At 48.7% G+C, this 19,392-nt stretch carries 22 protein-coding genes; 19 read left to right on the plus strand and 3 right to left on the minus strand.

All coding sequences use genetic code 11. The features are described from left to right. Positions 1–358 precede the first annotated feature (358 nt). The 8 genes from ACFQNF_RS18165 to ACFQNF_RS18200 all read left to right on the plus strand — a co-directional run bounded on the left by ACFQNF_RS18165 (position 359) and on the right by ACFQNF_RS18200 (position 6,653). Entirely contained in the window at positions 359–769 is a 411-nt protein-coding gene (locus tag ACFQNF_RS18165; protein WP_380189376.1) for a hypothetical protein, read from the plus strand. A gap of 65 nt (positions 770–834) precedes the next feature. Beyond that, positions 835–1,467: a DUF2238 domain-containing protein gene (locus ACFQNF_RS18170; RefSeq protein WP_380189378.1), complete on the plus strand. Its 633-nt coding sequence runs from the start codon at positions 835–837 to the stop codon at positions 1,465–1,467. Positions 1,468–1,823: 356 nt separating this feature from the next. After that, positions 1,824–2,273, plus strand: coding sequence for a hypothetical protein (locus ACFQNF_RS18175; RefSeq protein ID WP_380189381.1), 450 nt, complete (start codon positions 1,824–1,826; stop codon positions 2,271–2,273). A gap of 1,044 nt (positions 2,274–3,317) precedes the next feature. Next, positions 3,318–3,536: a DUF6500 family protein gene (locus ACFQNF_RS18180; RefSeq protein ID WP_380189383.1), complete on the plus strand. Its 219-nt coding sequence runs from the start codon at positions 3,318–3,320 to the stop codon at positions 3,534–3,536. 229 nt (positions 3,537–3,765) lie between these two features. After that, positions 3,766–4,176, plus strand: a complete 411-nt coding sequence (locus tag ACFQNF_RS18185) for an ACT domain-containing protein (RefSeq protein ID WP_380189385.1) — start codon at positions 3,766–3,768, stop codon at positions 4,174–4,176. A 156-nt stretch (positions 4,177–4,332) separates the two neighbouring features. Further along, on the plus strand, positions 4,333–4,875 hold the full coding sequence (locus ACFQNF_RS18190) for an NUDIX domain-containing protein (RefSeq protein WP_380189387.1): 543 nt from the start codon (positions 4,333–4,335) through the stop codon (positions 4,873–4,875). Between the two features lie 486 nt (positions 4,876–5,361). Beyond that, positions 5,362–5,733 carry a DUF6404 family protein gene (locus tag ACFQNF_RS18195; protein WP_380189389.1) on the plus strand — a complete coding sequence of 124 codons (372 nt, stop codon included), beginning with the start codon at positions 5,362–5,364 and terminating at the stop codon, positions 5,731–5,733. Between the two features lie 107 nt (positions 5,734–5,840). After that, a complete protein-coding gene (locus ACFQNF_RS18200) occupies positions 5,841–6,653 on the plus strand; it encodes a hypothetical protein (RefSeq protein ID WP_380189391.1) in 813 nt (270 codons plus the stop codon). 145 nt (positions 6,654–6,798) lie between these two features. Here the strand turns inward: ACFQNF_RS18200 and ACFQNF_RS18205 are convergent, their stop codons facing one another. Further along, positions 6,799–7,071 (minus strand): hypothetical protein, encoded by a 273-nt coding sequence (locus ACFQNF_RS18205; protein WP_380189393.1) that lies wholly within the window; start codon positions 7,069–7,071, stop codon positions 6,799–6,801. 116 nt (positions 7,072–7,187) lie between these two features. On the opposite strand from ACFQNF_RS18205, the gene ettA reads away from it, so the two are divergent. Then, positions 7,188–8,858 carry an energy-dependent translational throttle protein EttA gene (gene ettA, locus ACFQNF_RS18210; RefSeq protein ID WP_130104778.1) on the plus strand — a complete coding sequence of 557 codons (1,671 nt, stop codon included), beginning with the start codon at positions 7,188–7,190 and terminating at the stop codon, positions 8,856–8,858. Between the two features lie 165 nt (positions 8,859–9,023). Here ettA and ACFQNF_RS18215 read toward each other — a convergent pair whose 3' ends face one another. Further along, positions 9,024–9,296, minus strand: coding sequence for a hypothetical protein (locus ACFQNF_RS18215; RefSeq protein ID WP_156455139.1), 273 nt, complete (start codon positions 9,294–9,296; stop codon positions 9,024–9,026). A 211-nt stretch (positions 9,297–9,507) separates the two neighbouring features. Here ACFQNF_RS18215 and ACFQNF_RS18220 point away from each other — a divergent pair, with 211 nt between their 5' ends. From ACFQNF_RS18220 to ACFQNF_RS18235, 4 genes are all read left to right on the plus strand, one after another. After that, the gene (locus ACFQNF_RS18220; RefSeq protein WP_046351902.1) at positions 9,508–9,927 is read left to right on the plus strand and encodes a YkgJ family cysteine cluster protein; all 420 of its coding nucleotides are present in this window, start codon (positions 9,508–9,510) and stop codon (positions 9,925–9,927) included. Between the two features lie 51 nt (positions 9,928–9,978). Continuing rightward, positions 9,979–10,512 carry a menaquinone-dependent protoporphyrinogen IX dehydrogenase gene (gene hemG, locus ACFQNF_RS18225; protein WP_380189396.1) on the plus strand — a complete coding sequence of 178 codons (534 nt, stop codon included), beginning with the start codon at positions 9,979–9,981 and terminating at the stop codon, positions 10,510–10,512. A gap of 35 nt (positions 10,513–10,547) precedes the next feature. Next, on the plus strand, positions 10,548–11,549 hold the full coding sequence (locus tag ACFQNF_RS18230; RefSeq protein WP_380189398.1) for a nucleoid-associated protein: 1,002 nt from the start codon (positions 10,548–10,550) through the stop codon (positions 11,547–11,549). 250 nt (positions 11,550–11,799) lie between these two features. Beyond that, the gene (locus tag ACFQNF_RS18235; protein WP_046351899.1) at positions 11,800–11,994 is read left to right on the plus strand and encodes a hypothetical protein; all 195 of its coding nucleotides are present in this window, start codon (positions 11,800–11,802) and stop codon (positions 11,992–11,994) included. A gap of 261 nt (positions 11,995–12,255) precedes the next feature. Here ACFQNF_RS18235 and ACFQNF_RS18240 read toward each other — a convergent pair whose 3' ends face one another. Beyond that, entirely contained in the window at positions 12,256–12,753 is a 498-nt protein-coding gene (locus ACFQNF_RS18240) for a GNAT family N-acetyltransferase (protein ID WP_380189400.1), read from the minus strand. Between the two features lie 137 nt (positions 12,754–12,890). Here ACFQNF_RS18240 and ACFQNF_RS18245 point away from each other — a divergent pair, with 137 nt between their 5' ends. From ACFQNF_RS18245 to uhpC, 6 genes are all read left to right on the plus strand, one after another. Continuing rightward, entirely contained in the window at positions 12,891–13,808 is a 918-nt protein-coding gene (locus ACFQNF_RS18245) for a LysR family transcriptional regulator ArgP (RefSeq protein ID WP_380189402.1), read from the plus strand. 286 nt (positions 13,809–14,094) lie between these two features. Then, positions 14,095–14,592 carry a DUF4442 domain-containing protein gene (locus ACFQNF_RS18250; protein ID WP_380189404.1) on the plus strand — a complete coding sequence of 166 codons (498 nt, stop codon included), beginning with the start codon at positions 14,095–14,097 and terminating at the stop codon, positions 14,590–14,592. 54 nt (positions 14,593–14,646) lie between these two features. Continuing rightward, entirely contained in the window at positions 14,647–15,459 is an 813-nt protein-coding gene (locus ACFQNF_RS18255; RefSeq protein ID WP_380189405.1) for a crotonase/enoyl-CoA hydratase family protein, read from the plus strand. Positions 15,460–15,770: 311 nt separating this feature from the next. Then, entirely contained in the window at positions 15,771–16,367 is a 597-nt protein-coding gene (locus ACFQNF_RS18260) for a response regulator (protein ID WP_046351894.1), read from the plus strand. Next, positions 16,357–17,853, plus strand: coding sequence for a signal transduction histidine-protein kinase/phosphatase UhpB (gene uhpB / locus ACFQNF_RS18265; protein WP_380189406.1), 1,497 nt, complete (start codon positions 16,357–16,359; stop codon positions 17,851–17,853). The genes ACFQNF_RS18260 and uhpB overlap by 11 nt, the downstream gene beginning before the upstream one ends. Positions 17,854–17,983: 130 nt before the next feature. Next, the gene (uhpC, locus tag ACFQNF_RS18270) at positions 17,984–19,300 is read left to right on the plus strand and encodes an MFS transporter (RefSeq protein WP_380189407.1); all 1,317 of its coding nucleotides are present in this window, start codon (positions 17,984–17,986) and stop codon (positions 19,298–19,300) included. Positions 19,301–19,392: the final 92 nt, after the last annotated feature.

The following is a 19,392-nucleotide window of genomic DNA, read 5'->3' on the forward strand; positions in this document are numbered from 1 at the left end:
CACCCCTGCCAATTGTTTTGTTTTTTAGTTGGCGCGTTGTTGTGGCAGTTTGTGTTGCGGCGTGGTGATATTTTTATTCTGTTTTGCAGCTTTCTGTTTACGCTGTTTATTAATACGCTTTTAATTCGTTTGCTCCATTTTCGTGGCTTGCTTATTTAGTCTTGTGGTTTGCTACGAAAAACGTGGGTTTTATTTATTGTGCAGTGGCAATATGCCTAACATGGCATTCAAGCAGACTGGCCGGAACGTGCGGCTTTTTTATTTAATTGCAGCGTAGGCCAGCTGCTTAATTTTGACGTTAGCGCGCATGTCATCACAAAATTCCGCCGTTTCCGCCTCGCTCAGAAGTCTGGTGCTCATGCAAAAAGGACAAGTGCTGCGCACGGCCAAAGATGTTGCTCATTTAGAGCTTATCTCTCTCGGTGTCCGCGAGGGGGGCGAACTTCACAGCTTTTTCACTGAGTTTCAAATCGGGTTCTTTCGGAGCCAAACTTCAGATGAAGAGCTTTCCGATATTTGCGAGCCCACACCAGAAATTGCTACAGGCACTTCTTTCGTACACGATGTGTGGGTGTTGCCTCAAGAATTTATCTGTATCACCAGTGTTCAAGGTGAAGGCTGCTACCTCTACTCAAACATAACAGAAGCCGTGTACGACTTCTCGTTGGCAGATCGAGTATCGTTCATTGAAAATCCGCAACCGCGCTGGGGCTCGTTCTTTGAGTTCATGCATTGGTATCTGGCGCCAGATGTCGAAAATGCGCGCTAACCCATCATTCAAGCAGGACGCGCTGACGCGCGCCTCTTAATTCAAACGTTAGGCTGCTCGAATATATGCTCATGCACCGTTCAACTTCACTCTTAATTGCTCTGGGTTTTATCCTTGGGTTGCTCGCCCTTTCTGGTGTAAGGCCGTATGACCGAGCGACTTGGTTGATGGAAGTGTTACCCATCATCATTGCAGTTCCCGCTCTCTGCGCAACCTACAAGCGCTTCCCGTTCACTACGCTCATATATGCACTCATTTTTGCACATGCACTAGTCCTAATGCTGGGTGGCGCCTACACTTACGCCCGTGTGCCGCTTGGCTTTGAAATCGCAGAGCTCTTCGGTTTTCACCGCAACCCATACGACAAGATCGGGCATTTTTTCCAAGGCTTCGTACCGGCACTGGTTGCACGTGAGATCTTCATTCGTGGCGAATACATCCGAGGCCACAAAATGTTAGCGTTCATAGTTGTGTGCACAGTGCTCGCCATAAGCGCCGCTTATGAGTTCATTGAGTGGGGTGCTGCTCTCACGATGGGCCAAGGCGCAGACGAATTCCTCGGAACGCAGGGTGACCCATGGGATACACAGTCGGACATGTTCTTCGCGTTCATCGGTGCCATCACCGCGCTGCTACTTTTGTCCGGAGTGCACAACGGCCAGATCCAACGTCTGCAGGCCCATGAGCGAACAACCTAACCAGCCAATGGAGCGGACGCTTCGGCGCCGCTCATCGGCGCGTTAGGCACCCCTGCCAATTGTTTTGTTTTTTTAGTTGGCGCGCTGTAGTGGCAGTTTGTGTTGCGGTATGCTGATATTTTTATTCTGTTTTGCAGTTATCTGTTTACGCTGTTTAGCAATACGCCTTTAATTCGTTTGCTCCGTTTTCGTGGCTTTCTTATTTAGTTTTTTGGTTTGCTACGAAAAACGTGGGCATTATTTCTTGTGCAGTGGCACTACGCCTAACATGGCATTCAAGCAGACTGGCCGGAACGTGCGGCTTTCTTATCTAATTGCAGCGTAGGCCAGCTGCTTAATTTTGACGTTAGGCATCAATGACTTCACTTACTACCGAAACCTTATTAATGCGACCAATATTGAAAATTGGAAGGTTAATCGCCAGCATATTAACAACATTGTCTCTGTTTTTAGCAACATGTTTCGCCACGGTAGTATCAATTCCCTACGGACTATCAATTCCCAATGCCCTGCTCGGCCCATCAAAAGGTGCACAATCAATATACATGGCAATTATTTTTATTGGCCTTATAGCGTGGATTATCCTTTTTATCCTGTCCGTTAGTTGGGCGTTGCAACATAGAATAAAACGGTGCACAGTTAGAATTGGCATGATTATAGGCATTGCATCATCTACTGCACTGGGTTTGATTTTTATAACAATAATTCCAATATTTTTAACTTGGTTGTATGCGCTATTTTTATACAGAACTCAAGAAATAATGGGGCTGATGGATGACACTTCGTTCAACCGGGACAGGTCTTGAACCTGCATCGTATTCGGACAGTGCTTTAGGGCCTGCCCATTAAATCAAATGTTAGGCACCGCGGCCTATTTTTTTAGTTGGCGCGCTGCAGTGGCAGTTTGTGCTGCAATCGTATTGATATTCTTATTCTGCTTTCATCTTTCTGTTTTAATTCTGCATTAATACGCTACAATTCGTCGGCTCTGTTTTTAGTGGTTTTCTTTTCGTATTACTGTTTCATTACGAAAAACGTGAGTTTTATTTTTTGTATTGTGGCAACTCGCCTAACATAGCATTCAAGCAGACTGGCCGGAATGTGCGGCTTTTTTATTTAATTACAGCGTAGGCCAGCTGCTTAATTTTGACGTTAGGCATCACAAAGCCACACATGCAACCAATCCTTCTGTTTGATCCGAAACCTCTTCTCACTAGAAAGCGAAGCTTCTGGCGCGGCCTACTTGCGGCCGTCGCAACTCACCTGATCGCGCTCGCCACTTTCGTCGTCGCGTTTCACTTTCTCAGGCCAATTGTCTGGCTTGCATTTTCCAGCGCGCCCTACACACCAAACAGTGCGCCTCTCGATCCCGATACGATTGAGTGGCTAACAATCCAGCTCGGAAACTTCTTCACCTGGTTCCTAGCCGGATTTGCGGCGATCCGCTGGTCTCCTCCAGCAAACAGAAAGTCACTCTACCTACTGACCACGCTATTGCTTATTTCAGTATTCTTCGCACCAACTCCAGCGACAAACTCGCACCTGCGTCTAGCAATCTGGTGGCTAACTTCGCCAGCTGGGGTACTACTCGGAGCACTCTTGTACGAAGTCCGAGAGCGAAGATTCCCCAGCCCGACGCCCAGATCTTTCGATCAGGTGTTGTGAAAAACATGAGAGCATGAAATGGGGTCAGGCCTTACATTTGACATAAAATAATCGATTTAACCTTTTTTACAAGGTACTGTAAATTTTATCATATGCAAAATGTAAGACCTGACCCCATTACTTTCCCAATTGCAGCGTAGGCCCGCTGCTTAATTTTAACGTTAGGCAAAAGGTAACTCAAACTAATGCGGCAAGACCTAAGAAAGAAAGTCATCAACGTGTGCGAGAAGAAAATAATTGCCAAGGGTGAGTCTGTTGGCGTTTCTTTTTATGCGTTTTTCGCAAATAGAAATGATGACCCAGAGCTCCTTATGGAGGCCGCAACATGGTGGATAAAAACCCACAAACTAGATCACTTTGAAAAAGCCGCAAAAATAAAGCTCATGATTGAGTCAGGACTTTGATGTAGGCCTATAACCAGAGCACGAAGTTGGCGTTGAGGCGCTTCAAGCTCCGAGAGGAAAAGCGAAGGAATGCATGCAAATACATCAAGAATCAAAGACAGGTAGCGCGTCGCATCACCGCCCTGCTGCTGGCATGCCAACCGCTTGCCTAACAAGCGGTTCAAATCGTTCGTTTCGCTCTCTGGCACTGCGTGCCGCAGCCCCTTAACCTAAATTAGGAATCACACAAATGCTCCCAATCTCCGATCTCGATACGCTTCTCCGCACACTGGAACCACAGCTTCAACACGGCACCTACGTGTACGTTTTGAGCAATGAGACCCCAGATTTCAACGACGTCAGGGTAGTAGCTGCCATACGGGAGACTGAAGGCCTATCATTAATAGTCGAAGAATCATACGCACGGGAGAAATGCCTCAATGCATTCTTTGAATGCGCATGGATTACGCTGACTGTGAGCTCAGATCTTGCGGCTGTCGGTCTAACAGCGGCGTTTGCAACGGCGCTTGGCAAGTCAGGAATTAGTTGCAATGTCGTCGCAGGCCTAAACCATGATCACATCTTTGTTCCAGTTCATCAGGCAACACTTGCAATGCATGAACTTCGGGCATTACAACAGAGCAAGAATCACTCGTCGTAGCGCAGAGAGATGCCTAATAACTGGGGTCAAATAATTGGGGTCAGAGTAAAGTTAAATCTGCTTGCTTCGGCTCTGAGCGTGTGAAACATAGCAGGATTTAAGTTTGCTCTGACCCCAGTTACTAAGCCCTCACTAATTTGCTAAAAGGTACCAGCAGTGTCAAAGCCAGAAATCGAAACCATTGGAACCACCGTCGTTTACAAAAATCGCTGGATGACCTTGCGCGAAGATGCAATTGTCCGCGCTGATGGAAGTTCCGGCCTCTATAGTGTTGTCGAAAAACCTGACTTTGCAGTTATTGCTGCCGTTTCTGACGGAGAGATATATCTCGTAGAGCAATACCGATACCCTGTTCAAGACCGATTCTGGGAATTGCCACAGGGCTCGTGGGAAGAACAAACGGTAGACCCGCTTGTACTTGCTAGAGCAGAGTTACGTGAGGAAACGGGTTTAATAGCGGGTTCGATGCTCCATGCAGGTCGCTTGTTCCTTGGCTATGGCTACTCCACTCAGGCATACGATCTATTCCTAGCAACCGAATTGAGCACAGGCAAAACTCAGCTTGATGCAGAGGAGTTCGGCTTGATTGCCAAACCATTCAAACTCCATCTCGTTGAGGACATGATCAGAGACGGAACAATCAAGGATGCAACTACAGTCGCCGCGCTTGGTTTGCTGCGACTCAAAGGTCTGTTATGAAATTGCCCAGGGCTAACCCGACGCTCAACCTCGCTCCTTTCAGTCGCTGGACGCTGCGCGATAAAGCCGCGCGTAGCGCCGGTTAGCTCTACGGTTAGATGAAGCAAGGAAATAGAAATGAGTAAAACCTATAGGGTCACGTCTTGCATTTGACATAAAGCAATCGATTGAACCTTTTTTACAAGGTACTGTAAATTTTATCATATGCAAAATGTAAGACCTGACCCCCATTGCTTTCTCCACAGCCCGCTCACTTGCACGCTAGGCAACGTCCAGTAGAACAACAGCCAAACAAAAAAGGAACCTGATTATGTCTCTTGCTCCGGAACCCTTTATTTAGCAGCTTGTATGGCATTGCTACTTCGGGTGATTTAATTGGTTTTGACGTAGTGCGCCCTTATTCTACATATACCTTACTCAAGCCGGACTATGCCCATGTGGGAGCTTGACTGAGCAAGAGACATAATCAGGAAAAAGGAATCAATTATGACGCATGAAGAAAAATGTACCTTTGCAATTAAAGAACTTGAACAAGCTAACATTTGGAAGTCGAATTACAACCCCCCATTTATAAAATTAGTCCATAAGTTTGGGTTTAAAGTCCCACTACCTCATTACAACTCTTTTTTAAATAACGCGCTTTCAACCGGTATTTATTTTGGTTTGGCTTGTGGGCTATTTATGTACTTTTTTGATTGGAATATGGAAAACAAGTCGGCTACTGTAATTATCTCAACAGCTTTATTTGCCGGTGCTTTTTTTGGTCTTGCGATAGCTTCATATTATATGTACGGCTTTAAAAAGTATAAATTAACGCCTTGGAATGAAATTAAAAATGCCGAACTAGGCGTTGAATAACTGAGGTCAGAGCAAAGTTAAATCTGCTGGCTTCGGCTCTAAGTATATGAAGCACAGTAGGATTTAACTTTGCTCTGCCCCCTGTCCACCCCTCTCGGTTTTTGATCATGTTTAAATTTATATCCTTGGCCACGCTGATGCTCTTGTCAGCATCCTCGGCTTTCGCCGCGCCAGCGCGCATAAATACATTGGCGATCAGCCGATCTGAAGCTGGGTTGACGACGCTGGGGTGTACACGGGACGATCTCTGTGTCGAAATCGCGCCATTGCAAGCCAGCTGCGAAGGCCAGGCGTGCACCAACGACGTAGCCAGTGGCACGGACTTGAACCTCAAGCTGTCTGACGGTCAGCGTGATCCGGGGCAAACACACTATCGCTTAGCGGATCTGTTATCCGCAGATGAAGATTCTTCGTTTCAACTGTGGCCGAAGCTTATTCGTTTTGAGGGCGGCATCTTGGCAGGCGTGGAAGCGCAGGTGCGCAGCATGTATTCCGGCGGCGGGGCGAGCTCAACCACCCTGCACCTCATTGCCTTTCTGCCCGGCCAAGCACCGTTCAAGGTGCTCAGTGTTCCGCAGAGCGCCAGCGTACTGATCCGGGCGTGCTTTGGCGAGCGTGACATGAAGCAGCGTGCCGGAGCCTGTCACGACGAATATAGCTTCAACGCCAGCCTCGCCCTGACTGGAGCATCCGCAGCAGCAATGCCGGTGCTGCGCTATCGCAGTAAGGCGACCACTTTTCCGGGGCCTGTCTCACGGTCCAAAGATTCACTGGCGAGGCGGCCTCTGCGCAAACGCGACATCATGACCGCAACCGACCCCCAATGCAGCTACCAGCGGCTGTATCGCTTCGCCCCGGAAGCCCGCGCTTATGTCGCAAGTACGCCACCACCCGACTGCTCTGATTACACCGTACCTTGACTATCCTTGTGTCTTATATGGCATCAACTTAAGCTTTTGTCATGGAGTGAACCCGCTTTTTATAGGGTGTACAACGACGTAGCCTCTGCACAGAAAAATGGTGCGCAAGAAACACGACTTGCACACCCTATGAAAACCGGTTTTTCTACTCTATTTTTGTCTTCACTTGCTGCCTATAACCTTGACTATCGTTATGCCTAACATGGCGTTCAGCCCAGACGACTTCGCCACCGAGAAGACGGGACAACCCTCGCCACAGATTAATTGGGCGCTCCTGGCGTAAGTTTGATTTTTTACTTGGTGAAAAGATTGTTTTTTCATTTAATAGATCGCCATAAAACAGGAATAAGTGGAAGGCTAGACTTCGAATAGCTCGTTCAGCAACGCCTGCATGCCTATTTAGCACCGCTATTTTCATTACAAAACACCTGTCAAAGCAGTGTTTATTGGGCATGAATGTTATGCTTATGCCCATTGGCAGAAAATACATCGCTGCCCGCAAACTATTCACTCCCTTAACTTATAGGAAAACAAATGGCTCAATATGTTTTCAGCATGAATCGGGTCGGGAAAATTGTCCCGCCGAAGCGCCAAATTTTAAAAGATATCTCGCTGAGTTTTTTCCCTGGCGCCAAAATTGGTGTTTTAGGTTTAAATGGCTCGGGTAAATCGACCGTACTTAAAATTATGGCCGGTATTGATAAAGACATCATTGGCGAAGCCACGCCGATGCCTGGCCTGAATATCGGTTATCTACCGCAAGAGCCACAGCTTGATCCACTTAAAACCGTGCGTGAAGAAGTGGAATCGGGCCTTGGTGAAGTGTTTGAAGCGCAAGCCAAGCTAGAAGCCGTTTACGTGGCCTATGCCGAGCCTGATGCTGATTTTGATGCGCTGGCCGAAGAGCAAGCGCGTTTAGAGGCAATTATTTCAGCCAGCTCGGGCGACAATGCCGAGCTGCAATTAGAAATCGCGGGCGATGCGCTGCGCCTGCCGCCTTGGGATGCCATCATTGGCAATCTGTCTGGCGGTGAAAAGCGCCGTGTGGCGCTGTGTAAACTTCTACTCTCCAAGCCTGATATGTTGCTGCTTGATGAGCCAACCAATCACTTGGATGCTGAATCAGTCGATTGGCTAGAGCAATTCCTGTGCCGCTTCCCAGGCACTGTAGTGGCCGTTACCCACGATCGCTATTTCTTAGATAACGCGGCCGAGTGGATTTTAGAGCTGGATCGTGGCCACGGGATTCCTTGGAAAGGCAATTACTCTAGCTGGCTAGATCAAAAGCAAGCGCGTTTAAAAACCGAAGAAAACCAAGAATCTGCACGCCAAAAAACCATTAAGAAAGAATTGGAATGGGTTCGTCAGAATCCTAAAGCGCGTCAGGCTAAATCTAAATCACGGATTGCCCGTTTTGAAGAACTGAATAGCCAAGATTATCAAAAGCAAAATGAAACACAGGAAATCTTTATTCCCGTGGCAGAGCGCTTAGGTAATGAAGTGATTGAATTCGAAAACGTGAGCAAAGCCTTTGGCGATCGCTTGCTGATCGATGATTTAAGCTTCCGCGTACCACCTGGCGCAATTGTTGGGATTATCGGGCCAAACGGCGCGGGTAAATCCACGCTATTTAAAATGCTGGCTGGTTTAGAGCAGCCCGATAGCGGCACGGTAAAGATCGGCACGACCACCAAAATGGCTTATGTTGACCAAAACCGTGATTCGCTGGGTGATGGCAATAAATCGGTATTTGAGGTGATTTCTGGCGGGCACGACATTCTGACGGTTGGCCGTTACGAAACATCTAGCCGCGCTTACATCGGTCGCTTTAACTTTAAAGGCGCGGATCAAGCAAAAATTGTCAGCCAATTATCCGGTGGTGAGCGTGGCCGCTTGCATCTGGCTAAAACGCTGATTTCTGGTGGCAATGTCTTGCTACTGGATGAGCCATCTAACGATCTGGATATCGAAACCCTGCGTGCGCTTGAAGATGCGCTGCTGGAATTCGCCGGTTGCGTACTGGTGATCTCGCACGATCGCTGGTTCCTGGATCGTATCGCTACGCACATCTTGGCGTGTGAAGGCGATTCCAAATGGCAGTTCTTTGACGGCAACTATCAAGAATACGAAGCCGACAAGAAAAAACGTTTGGGTGAAGAAGGCGCAAAACCAAAACGTATTCGCTACAAACCAATCAGCCGCTAAAAAACTAAAACGGGAGGCCTTGGCTTCCCGTTTTTTATGCTTGGTATTAGGCAGCTCCAATCACATTTGTAGAACGAAAAACTCAAATCACTACGAGAGACGCCCTGCAAATAAAAAGGGGCTACTTTCGCGCCCCCTTTTTATTTATTCAGAAAAACTAAGCAATTAAGCCTGTAAGCCTTTCTTCAACAACTCAGCAACCAAATCAGCCATATTCACGCCACGTTGCTCGGCGGCGGCGTGCAATTCTTTAATCAAATCACCGTTGAGTTTTACTGCAAACGGCACTAAACCTGCTGCTTGATCTGCTTTACGTTGTTCGCGCTTATCCATGACTTTCACCGCTTCCTGTCCAAAGCGTCCCGGAGTACGCTCTTTTCTATTTTGTTCGTCGGATTTAAACCCGTCTAATTTATACAGCTGAAATTTACTTAACATACAACCCCTCATTCAATCTGTAGCTCATCAACCAGTGCTCGTCAAAACAAACCGAGTATTAGCCTCAGGCTAAAAAAACCAAGGGCGAAGGATGCGGTGTTTTGGCTAACAGCGCAAGGCTGCCAGCCACCAAATATCGATTTATCTGCCTAAGCGCTCAAAAAACAGGCAGAATACGCCCCCTCCTGCCTGCCTAGCCCTACTACTCTTTATGACAATCCCTTTGATTTATCACGCCCATACCGACAATCCAGCCACTTGGATTAAATTTCGCGATGAACTTTGCAAAAACTGCCAGTCCTCCTGTTGCACCTTGCCAGTTGAAGTAAAACTCAGCGATTTAGTACGCATGAATCTAGTGGATGCGTTTGAAGCAGAAGGCGAGCCGCCTAAGCAAATCGCCAAGCGTTTAACGAAAGCCGGCATCATTGATCACTTTAATTTCAAGAACAGCATTTACACCCTAAAGCGTAAAGCCAATGGTGATTGTCGTTATTTGGATTTAAAAACACGACTCTGCACTATTTATAAGAATCGCCCCAATACCTGTCGCAACCACCCACAGATTGGCCCGCGCCCCGGCTACTGCGCTTACCGCAGCCGCCCTGCACAGTTGTTAATCACGGACTAACCCTGACAGCGCTCAACGTGTGCCACCTATCACGGTGTTACGCTGTAAAAGATGAAACCCATCCTCATTCTTTATGCCAGCCGTGATGGTCAGGCGCAACGCATCGCGCAAACACTGGCCGTACATCTCAACACTTGGCCTGTACAACTCTGTAATTTAAAAACACCGCCAGCACCGATCACATCCAGCACAGCGATCATCGTCGTGGCTTCGGTGCGTTATGGGCAACACCACCCTGAAGCGCTACAGTTTTTTAGGCAAAATGCCAAGCAGCTGGCACACATGCCACTTGCCATTGCATCCGTCAGCCTTAGCGCCCGCAAAGGCGACGGCTCACCCAATAGCTATCTCAAAAAACTGATTCATCAATACCAGCTCGCCCCTTTTGCCGCCCTTTCTATTGCAGGCAAGCTGAACTACCCGCGCTATGGCTGGCTAGATAAGCAAATTATTCGTCTGATTATGCGTATGACCGGCGGCCCAAGCGATGGAATAAGCTGCATTGAATATACAGATTGGCCGCAACTGACCGCCTTCGCGCAAAAAATCACAGCGCATCTTCGCCAAGACAACGCCGATGGATAGTAAACTGCGCCCCAAAGCCCTCACCGAGAAACACCATGACCACCAATACCATCAGCAACCTGATCAGCCATCAAATCAATAAAGAAGCCCACGGCCCTGTGAGCTTGCGCTTAAGCAATAAAGAAATTACCCACACCCCCGCAGCACAAAGGCTGATTGATCAACTTTGTAAGCTCTATACCCAAAAACTGGGCAAAGGCTTTGGCAGCTTTGAAGAAGACCAAGAGGCCTTCCCGATGCAAGGCTTGGTTCGTCAGCTTATGGAAGGCGCGGATTTTCTGGCTAGCTCACAGCAAATGATGCAGCACCTGCTTCTGCGCTTAGAGCAAGAACCCCTCGCCAGCGGCGGCCATGTGCTGATTGCCCGAATTAAAAGCGATGGCGCAGATTTCATCCTGTTTACAATCTTGTCTGAAATCATGGGTACGATGCTCGATGATGAGCTGAATGTGGCTGACAGTATTTACTTGGATACAGCCAACTTAAAAGTCGCCGGAAAAATTGATCTGCACTCATGGCAAAATGGTGCAGAGCGCTATATCAGCTTCTTGCGTGGCCGTGGCGATGTGGCTGCTTACTTCAAATCATTTTTGGGCTGCAATGATATTGTGGTTGCGCTGAAAGAAACCCAAAAGCTAGTGCACGGCCTTAGCCAGTTTGCCGAAGAGCAACACTTACAGCCTGCAGAGCGCGATCAACTATTCGAGCGTGCCCATGAATACCTAGACGAGCTAGGCAATGCCAGCTGCCCAGTCACGCTAGAGCAAGTTGCCGAGCAAGTATGGCCCGATGCACCGATGCAGCTACAGAATGTACTCGGCCATCAAGACCTTGAACTCACCAACGGCTTTGTGCCCGATCGCCGTGCCATTAAACCGCTGCGCACTTTCAAAACCAAAGCACCACACTGGAAACTGGAATTTGATCGTAGTAGCTTACGAAGTGGCGCAGTACATTACAACCCGGAAAACGACACCTTGGTTTTGTCTAATATTCCTGAAGAAATGCGTAAAGAATTACTTGCAGAAACAAACTAAAAGCAGGCATTGTAATTGATGTTGCAACGCAATAGATTTGAACTAAACTAAGCAGGCAAAGCGTGTAAGATCAATCACTTACTTGCTTTGCTATCTTAAAAAACCTTGGATGTAATATTACATAGATAAACTATTTGGCGTAGTATCTTTAAACTGTAATCTGCAACAGCAATGCTAGTGTGGCTCTATGCTCGGTTTCATGACCTGAAACCTCAGTGATCAAACGGTAACCCTCAAAAAAGGTACTCCCATGACTCTGTCGACTACGTTTAAAACCCCCCGCCAGCGCCGTCAGCTGGAACAATCGCAAAGAAATATGGAAATTGTGGTGATGGGACTTCATCGTGCTCAGTTTGAAGTAAGGCGTCAAATACGTAACGAGCTTGCAGATCGTAAAGCCGCCAAGGCAGAGAAAGAGCTGGATTATCTTGAAAGTATTAAATGATTTATTCAAGAATACAAAAAAGCCACGAAGATGATTCGTGGCTTTTTTTAATGTCCTTTATTTCAAGCAAAAAAAATACCTGATTATGCCGCTTGCTCAACAACATTATAAATATCGTAGGGTGGGTGAAATCCGCGTATTTATTCGGCATCGCTCGCGGGTTTCACCCGCCCTACAAATTCAAAAACTAAATCCCGCACTCAAGAAATTCATCTACGCAGAGTCCATTGAGCAAGAGGCATAATCAGGAAAAAATATTATTTACGCCGCCCGCAATTTTCGTTCATAAACCACATAATTTCGATTTGGCATCCAGCCAGCATCCTGATAAAGCGTTAATGCTTTGACTTCGCCCGCTTCTGATTCCATTTCCATGTAGCCCACATTCTGCTTAGCAGCAAAATCTTCGGCGGCTTTGATTAGGGCACGGCCAACACCTCGGCCTCGGGCCTCTTTGGTTACAAATAAATCATTCAGTAGCAATGTTTTCTGCATACGTAATGACGATAAATTCCAATAGAGCTGCGCAAAGCCTACTGTTTTTGTGCCCTCGCAAGCAGTAAACAATACTGAATCGCCCGCCTTTAAGCGCTCAATCAGATATTGATGCCCTGCTTCTAAATCTGCTTTTTGATTAAAGTGCTGCCGATATTCATCAAATAAAGCCCATGCCCCCCATAAGCGCCAGATTTCATGCAAATCATTTAAATCGGCTTGGCGTATGGTCAGTGTGCTTCCATCATTTAATAGCGTGTTCATTTTTCATCATCCAGATAAAGCATTAGGTAGCGGGCTATTCTTTAATTACTATTTTGTATTCGCTTGTTATTTAGCATTCAAACACAGGCTTGATTTATGGTAAAACAAGCAATTCTTATGTTGCATAAGCCAAACTGATGCTTGATTACAAATTACTAGAAGCGCTGGAAATGGTGGTGCGTGAAAGCAGTTTTGAGCGAGCTGCTAAGCGTCTGTTTTTAACGCAGTCTGCCGTGTCTCAGCGCATTAAATCGCTGGAAGAAAAACTAGGCAAAGTCTTGGTGGTGCGTGAAAGCCCCGTGCATGCCACGCGTGCGGGTGAAAAGCTAATTGTGCATTTTCGCCAAGTTCGCCAATTAGAGGCAGCCCTCGCCGAGCAAATCGATTTTAAAGAGCAGGATTGGCAAAGCGTGCGCCTTGGCGTCAATGCCGATAGTTTGGCCATTGGTCTACTGGATGCGCTCGCCCCACTCTTAGAGAGCGAGCGTTTACTGCTGGAATGCGTGATTGATGATGAAGGCTATACGCTGGATTTACTGCGAGCTGGCGATGTAGCGGGTTGCATCAGTACCCAGCCCAGCGCGGTAACAGGCTGCGCAGTACAAAGCCTTGGTAGCATGCCCTATGTATTTGTGGCGACACCTGCTTTTGCAGAGCGGCATTTTTCACAAGGCTTTACTCAAACCGCTTTAATGCATGCGCCTACCGCGATTTTTGGCAATAGGGATTCACTGCACCGGCGCTGGTTAGGCGAGCGTTACGGCATTATGGATGACCACTTCCCCTGCCATCAGATTCCTGAAAGCCACGCCCTCTTTGATGCGGTGTGCTTTGGCTTGGCCTACGCGGCAATTCCTTACGCTCAGGCCAAGCCAGCGATTGCCTCAGGTAAAATCATTGAGCTAGCCAGCAGTGAGCGCATTCATATCCCTCTGTATTGGCACCACTGGCAGAAACAAACACAGGAAGCCAAGCGCATCAGCGATGCGGTGCTGGCCTTCGGCCGCCGCGCTTTGCCATCGCAAGAGGCTTCGCTGTATTTGAATGCTTTGTAAGTGAAAAAAGATCTGTAGACACAGAGATAAGAAAGAACACAGAGAACACAGAGGAAACCATGAGTGCTGTTTCCTCTGTGTTCTCTGTGGTTCGAGATTTAACACGCTTAGCTTTACTCTGAACGATCTTTACCCATAAGAAAGCTTATTGCGTTTTAAACACCGCCGTAAGCTCTGCGACAAACCGCAACATTAAAACGATCGTTTGTAAAGGCGGGATAGTCCGGTCACAAGCGGCGCGATTTCTTGCTATTTTGTCTTATTCTAGCAAGCAAAGGCCGCCACGATGACCCGCCCACTCAATAAAATGAGCCGTATTGCAGCCAAGACCGCGAATCTGCCGCAAGGCTTACGCAGCTTTATTCTGACTCGCCTATTTGGCCGTATCGTGCCTTTTTTATCGACAGCCTGTGTGCAGTTTGAAGAAGTCAGCGCGGCGCGGCTGGTGGTTTCAATTAAAAACCGCCGCAAAGTACAAAACCATATCAAGGGCGTGCACGCTGCGGCGATGGCGCTATTGGCCGAAACCAGCACCGGCTTTGTGATGGGCATGAATGTGCCAGACGATAAACTACTACTACTTAAATCCATGCATGTGGATTACCAAAAACGCTCGCAGGGCGATATGCGCGCCGTGGCCACCTTAAGCAAGGACCAAATTGAGCTATTACACAGCACCGAAAAAGGCAATTTCTCTGTAAGTGTAGAGATCAGCGATGAATCAGGAGAAGCGCCTATTCAGTGCGAAATGGTCTGGGCGTGGTTGCCTAAAAAGCGCGATTAAGCCTTTCACCTCAATTTAATACCACTGCAAGCTTCTACTCACCAAGGATGCCCCATGCAATACGAAACGATTGAAGTGAATGTCAGCAATGCCATCGCCCTTGTCACGCTTAATCGCCCTAAAAAAGCCAATTCGCTCAATGCGCTGATGTGGCAGGAAATTAAAGCGGCCCTTACGTGGTGCGATCAAACCGCCGAAGTGCGTGCAGTCGTACTGAATGGCGCTGGGCGTAATTTCTGTGCAGGGATTGATTTGATGATGCTGGCTGAAATCCAAACCAGCCTAAGCAGCGAATGCGAAGCGCGTAATCGCGAAACTATCCGCGCCTTGATTTTAAATCTGCAATCCTGCGTCAGCAGCCTAGAGCACTGCCGCAAGCCAGTGATTGCCGCGATTCATGGCGCATGCGTGGGCGGTGGATTAGATTTGGTACTAGCTGCAGATTTCAGATACGCCAGCACAGACGCCAGCTTTAGCGTGCGCGAAGTAGCGATGGGCTTGGTTGCCGACGTAGGTAGCCTGCAACGCTTAGGCCGCGTTGTTGGTGAGGGCACAGCGCGTGAAATGACCTTCACCGCAATGGACATGCCCGCCAATGACGCGCTTAGCGTGCGTTTGGTTAACCAAGTGTTTGTTAGCCCAGAGGAATGCCTTGCTGCGGCCATGCGCACCGCCAGCGTCATCGCAGCCCAATCACCACTTGCCGTACGCGGCAGCAAGCAGGTACTGAACTACAGCCGCGATCATAGCGTAAGCGATGGTCTGGAATACGTCGCCACCTGGAACGGCGGCATGCTGCTCTCTGCCGACATCAAAGAAGCCATCACCGCCCAAATCAGCGGGCGAGCGGCGCAGTTTTTGGATTAAACCCTCAGGCGATTAAAGCAGCAGGCCCGGGCCGAAAACGTCCGGCGCCATCCCCCCTTGCAAGCGCCAATCAAAATGCTAATGCCGTTCGCTTAAGTTTTTACCTAAGCCCCCTTGAAAAAAGAGCGGGCCATTTATCTAAGTTTGAGGTGCCGGAGCAAATCCGTTTTGTGGAGCAGCTGCCGCGTACCAGTGTGGGTAAATTAAATAAGCGGGCAATGCGTGAACAACAGGCCTGATGGCCAATGACGAATCAGCAGGTTTACCGTGGCTGACTTACAATGGCCGATTCCGTATAAAGGAGTGGGCCTGTGATCCGGCTGGCTTTAGTAGACGATCATCTTTTGGTGCGCTCAGGTTTTGCTCAGCTTTTATCTTTAGAAGCCGACATGCGTGTGGTGGCTCAGTTTGCCTCAGTACCTGAAGTATTAAAGGGTCTTTTGCCTGATATGGCAGATGTGTGTCTGCTGGATTTATCCTTACCGCCAGAAAGTGGCTTAACCCTGCTGGGCCGGTTGCCTGAGGGGGTGAAAGCGCTGATTTTAAGCGTTCAGGACGGCCCGGCCATGGTTGAAAAGGCATTACATCTGGGCGCCAGGGGATTTATCAGTAAGCGCTGCCAAGTGGAAGAGTTATTGCTGGCTATCCGCACCATTGCGGCCGGTGGCTGCTATCTGCCCCCGGCCCTAGCGGCCAATTTACTGGCTCCGCGTCAGGGTCTGGTTTGCCTGACGCCGCGCGAGCGGGAAGTCTGTGAGCTGCTGGCCGAAGGCTGTGATGTCCGTACCGTAGCGCTGCGTCTGGGTTTAAGCCACAAAACGGTCCATGTGCACCGGGCGCATGCGCTGGATAAACTCAATGTCAGTAATAATGTGGAACTTGCCCACCGGATGCAGCGTGAAAGCTAAGTTAAGTTCTTCGCTGGGACGGATGGTGCTGGCGATTCCCGTTTGTTGTGGCGTCTGGTTTGCACTTTGGTCGGTCAGTGCCGCGCTGTTGCACAGCCTGACCCTAGCGGTGCTGTTTTTACCCTGCGGCTTACGATTTTCCCTGCTGTTATTTGCTCCACGCTTCTGCGCTCCCGCAATTATTGCGGCTGAATGGCTGGTGCTGGGCTTATTACTCAGCGCCTTAGAGCTGCCCGCGGAGCTGTTTTTGCTGGCTCCGCTTTCTTTTGCGGTACTGCTGCTGCAGCGCTGGCCTGTGCGGGATGAGTGGCAGGTGCTGCTGAAACAAGGCATCGCGGTTTTGCTGACGGCGCTTAGCTCTGCTTTGCTGTGGTTATGGCTTGGTGGCAATGCCTGGCAGGCCTTTTTAGCATCGCTTGCCGGATGCCTGTTGCTGGGGCCTGCACTGTTTATTTTATGGGAGGCATTAACCCGGATCCGCTGGTTGCCTATTGGCCCGGGACAAAGGCGTAAAAGCTTTAATTTGCGTCTGCGCTTTGTTTTATCGTATCTGCTGCTGTTTACACTGAGCTTTTCCGTGCAGGCCGCCTTACCGGTCGGCTTCGCTTTTTTTTCTCCGCTTTGCCTTGCTGTTCCTGTGGTGCTGCTGGCCTATTTACATGGCTGGCGCGGTGCGGTACTGGCTTCGTTTTGCAATAGTCTGGCACTGGCGATATTCAGCCATAGTGTGCTGAATGATTTATTGCTGGCGCTGATTGCGCAAAATTTATTAGGCGTGGTGCTGGGCGTGGCCATTCAGGGCGCGCGTTTACGGGCGGCGGCATTAACGCGTTTAAATGAGCGCTTATCCCGCCAGCTGGCCAGAAATCATGCCCTAGCCCGGCAACTGGTTAATGCCGAGGAAGCGGTGCGCCGCGATGTTGCCCGGGAACTCCACGATGAAATCGGGCAAAATATTACAGCCATCCGGATTCAGGCCACACTTTCCGGACGGATGACCCAGGATGCGGCGTTGAAAGCCTCTTTAGGCGTGATTGAATCTTTATCGCTGAATGTCTACGACTGTGCCCGGGGATTATTGCTGCGGTTAAGACCACGCGCCTTGGATGATTTAAGTTTGCAAGAAGCCGTGCGGCAGTTGGCCGGCGAATTACAGTTCGCGGCGCGGGGGATTGAATTCAATCTGAGCTGGCCCCTGGATGAGCAGCTGTTTGATGAGGCATTAAAACTGACTTTATTCCGGGTGCTGCAAGAGGCGCTGAATAATGTCACGCGGCACGCCTGTGCCAGTCAGGTCTGCGTTAAGCTTTGGCAGGAAAACACTTGGCTGTATTTATCGGTTAGCGATAATGGTGCGGGCACGGCTCCCATTCAAGTGGGGATGGGGTTGCGCGGGATGCGGGAACGAGTCGAAGCCCTGGGCGGCAGATTAAGTTTAAGCCACCGGAGCGGAGTTTGTTTGCGGGTCAGTCTGCCCCTTGTTTAATCCGGCATTCTCCCAGCGGCCCCGGTATAAGACTTTTTCTTAGTTAACCTAAGACTTTGTCGGGCGCGGTACCGGGCGCTGATCTTTATGATGGTAGTCAGTTATTTTTGACTACATTAAGGCCTCTGCCATGTTTGGTCCCCTGAAAGCAGCGCCTGCTGCTCCGCTGATTACTGATCAGCAACAGATCGATACAACGTATCGCTTTTGGCGTATTCAGCTGATGTTCACCATGTATATTGGCTACGCAGTTTTTTACTTTACTCGCAAAAGCTTTAATTATGCGATGCCAAGTATGTTACTGGATCTTGGCTTGCAAAAAGCCGATATCGGCATGATGGGGACGTTGTTTTATATCACTTATGGTTGCTCTAAGTTTTTATCCGGGGTGATGAGTGATCATTCAAACCCGCGTTATTTTATGGGGCTGGGCCTGCTGGCAACCGGCGTGATTAATATCCTGTTCGGGCTGAGCTCATCCCTGTGGATGTTAATGCTGTTATGGATGCTGAACGGTTTCTTTCAAGGCTGGGGCTGGCCTCCGTGCTCAAAATTACTGACTTCCTGGTATTCCCGCACCGAACGGGGGTTTTGGTGGTCGATCTGGAATACCTCACATAATGTGGGCGGTGCCTTGATCCCCTTGATTGTAGGTACCGTGGCGGCCACCTATGGCTGGCGGATGGGGATGTTTGTGCCGGGGGTCATTGCCATCGTGATTGGTCTGTTTTTATGCTGGCGTTTGCGCGACCGGCCGCAGTCCATGGGATTGCCTTCGGTTGGTGTATGGCGCAATGACAAACTGGAGCAGGCGCAGGAAGGGGAAGGACAGGGCTTATCTAATAAAGAAATTCTGAAGCGCTATGTACTGACTAATAAATATATCTGGTTGCTGGCATTTTGTTATGTGCTGGTTTATATAGTTCGCACCGCCATTAATGACTGGGGTAATTTATATTTAACTGAGCAATATGGTTATTCATTAATGACGGCCAATTCTGCTTTATCCCTGTTTGAAGTTGGAGGATTTATTGGCTCATTAGTGGCCGGCTGGGGATCGGATAAGTTTTTTTCCGGAAACCGCGGGCCAATGAATCTGATTTTTGCGCTGGGTATTTTGGTTTCTGTCGGTGCTTTATGGCTGTTACCCGTGCATAACTATATTCTTCTGGCGGCTTGTTTCTTTGTGATTGGCTTTTTTGTTTTTGGTCCGCAAATGCTGATTGGTATGGCCGCCGCTGAATGCTCACATAAAGATGCCGCAGGAGCAGCAACTGGTTTTGTCGGTTTATTTGCCTATATGGGCGCGGCACTGGCAGGCTATCCAATTGCCAAGGTGATTGAATTCTGGCATTGGAATGGGTTTTTTACGGTCGTGGCACTGGCCGCTGCCGGATCCGGTTTATTGTTACTACCTCTGTTAAAAGTCTCTTCCAACAATAAATAATAGGTATATTTATAAAAAAGCCGCTCGCTGTGAACTGACCCCAGCTTTCTAAGCCGCCAATCTAATTCCGGCATAGCAAGGGGTAATTAGGG

Origin of the sequence: Iodobacter arcticus (assembly GCF_042664895.1) — a bacterium.
Classification (GTDB): domain Bacteria; phylum Pseudomonadota; class Gammaproteobacteria; order Burkholderiales; family Chitinibacteraceae; genus Iodobacter; species Iodobacter arcticus.

Excerpts from the sequence above, each read along its gene's own strand:
- ACFQNF_RS18220 (WP_046351902.1), top strand. The coding sequence starts at position 9,508 with ATGACAATCCCTTTGATTTATCACGCCCATACCGACAATCCAGCCACT.
- ACFQNF_RS18175 (WP_380189381.1), top strand. The coding sequence starts at position 1,824 with ATGACTTCACTTACTACCGAAACCTTATTAATGCGACCAATATTGAAA.
- ACFQNF_RS18215 (WP_156455139.1), bottom strand. The coding sequence starts at position 9,296 with ATGTTAAGTAAATTTCAGCTGTATAAATTAGACGGGTTTAAATCCGAC.
- ACFQNF_RS18255 (WP_380189405.1), top strand. The coding sequence starts at position 14,647 with ATGCAATACGAAACGATTGAAGTGAATGTCAGCAATGCCATCGCCCTT.
- ettA (WP_130104778.1), top strand. The coding sequence starts at position 7,188 with ATGGCTCAATATGTTTTCAGCATGAATCGGGTCGGGAAAATTGTCCCG.
- ACFQNF_RS18200 (WP_380189391.1), top strand. The coding sequence starts at position 5,841 with ATGTTTAAATTTATATCCTTGGCCACGCTGATGCTCTTGTCAGCATCC.
- ACFQNF_RS18165 (WP_380189376.1), top strand. The coding sequence starts at position 359 with ATGCAAAAAGGACAAGTGCTGCGCACGGCCAAAGATGTTGCTCATTTA.
- hemG (WP_380189396.1), top strand. The coding sequence starts at position 9,979 with ATGAAACCCATCCTCATTCTTTATGCCAGCCGTGATGGTCAGGCGCAA.
- ACFQNF_RS18230 (WP_380189398.1), top strand. The coding sequence starts at position 10,548 with ATGACCACCAATACCATCAGCAACCTGATCAGCCATCAAATCAATAAA.
- ACFQNF_RS18240 (WP_380189400.1), bottom strand. The coding sequence starts at position 12,753 with ATGAACACGCTATTAAATGATGGAAGCACACTGACCATACGCCAAGCC.
- ACFQNF_RS18180 (WP_380189383.1), top strand. The coding sequence starts at position 3,318 with ATGCGGCAAGACCTAAGAAAGAAAGTCATCAACGTGTGCGAGAAGAAA.
- ACFQNF_RS18195 (WP_380189389.1), top strand. The coding sequence starts at position 5,362 with ATGACGCATGAAGAAAAATGTACCTTTGCAATTAAAGAACTTGAACAA.
- ACFQNF_RS18250 (WP_380189404.1), top strand. The coding sequence starts at position 14,095 with ATGACCCGCCCACTCAATAAAATGAGCCGTATTGCAGCCAAGACCGCG.
- ACFQNF_RS18245 (WP_380189402.1), top strand. The coding sequence starts at position 12,891 with ATGCTTGATTACAAATTACTAGAAGCGCTGGAAATGGTGGTGCGTGAA.
- uhpC (WP_380189407.1), top strand. The coding sequence starts at position 17,984 with ATGTTTGGTCCCCTGAAAGCAGCGCCTGCTGCTCCGCTGATTACTGAT.
- ACFQNF_RS18235 (WP_046351899.1), top strand. The coding sequence starts at position 11,800 with ATGACTCTGTCGACTACGTTTAAAACCCCCCGCCAGCGCCGTCAGCTG.
- ACFQNF_RS18185 (WP_380189385.1), top strand. The coding sequence starts at position 3,766 with ATGCTCCCAATCTCCGATCTCGATACGCTTCTCCGCACACTGGAACCA.
- ACFQNF_RS18205 (WP_380189393.1), bottom strand. The coding sequence starts at position 7,071 with ATGAAAATAGCGGTGCTAAATAGGCATGCAGGCGTTGCTGAACGAGCT.
- ACFQNF_RS18170 (WP_380189378.1), top strand. The coding sequence starts at position 835 with ATGCTCATGCACCGTTCAACTTCACTCTTAATTGCTCTGGGTTTTATC.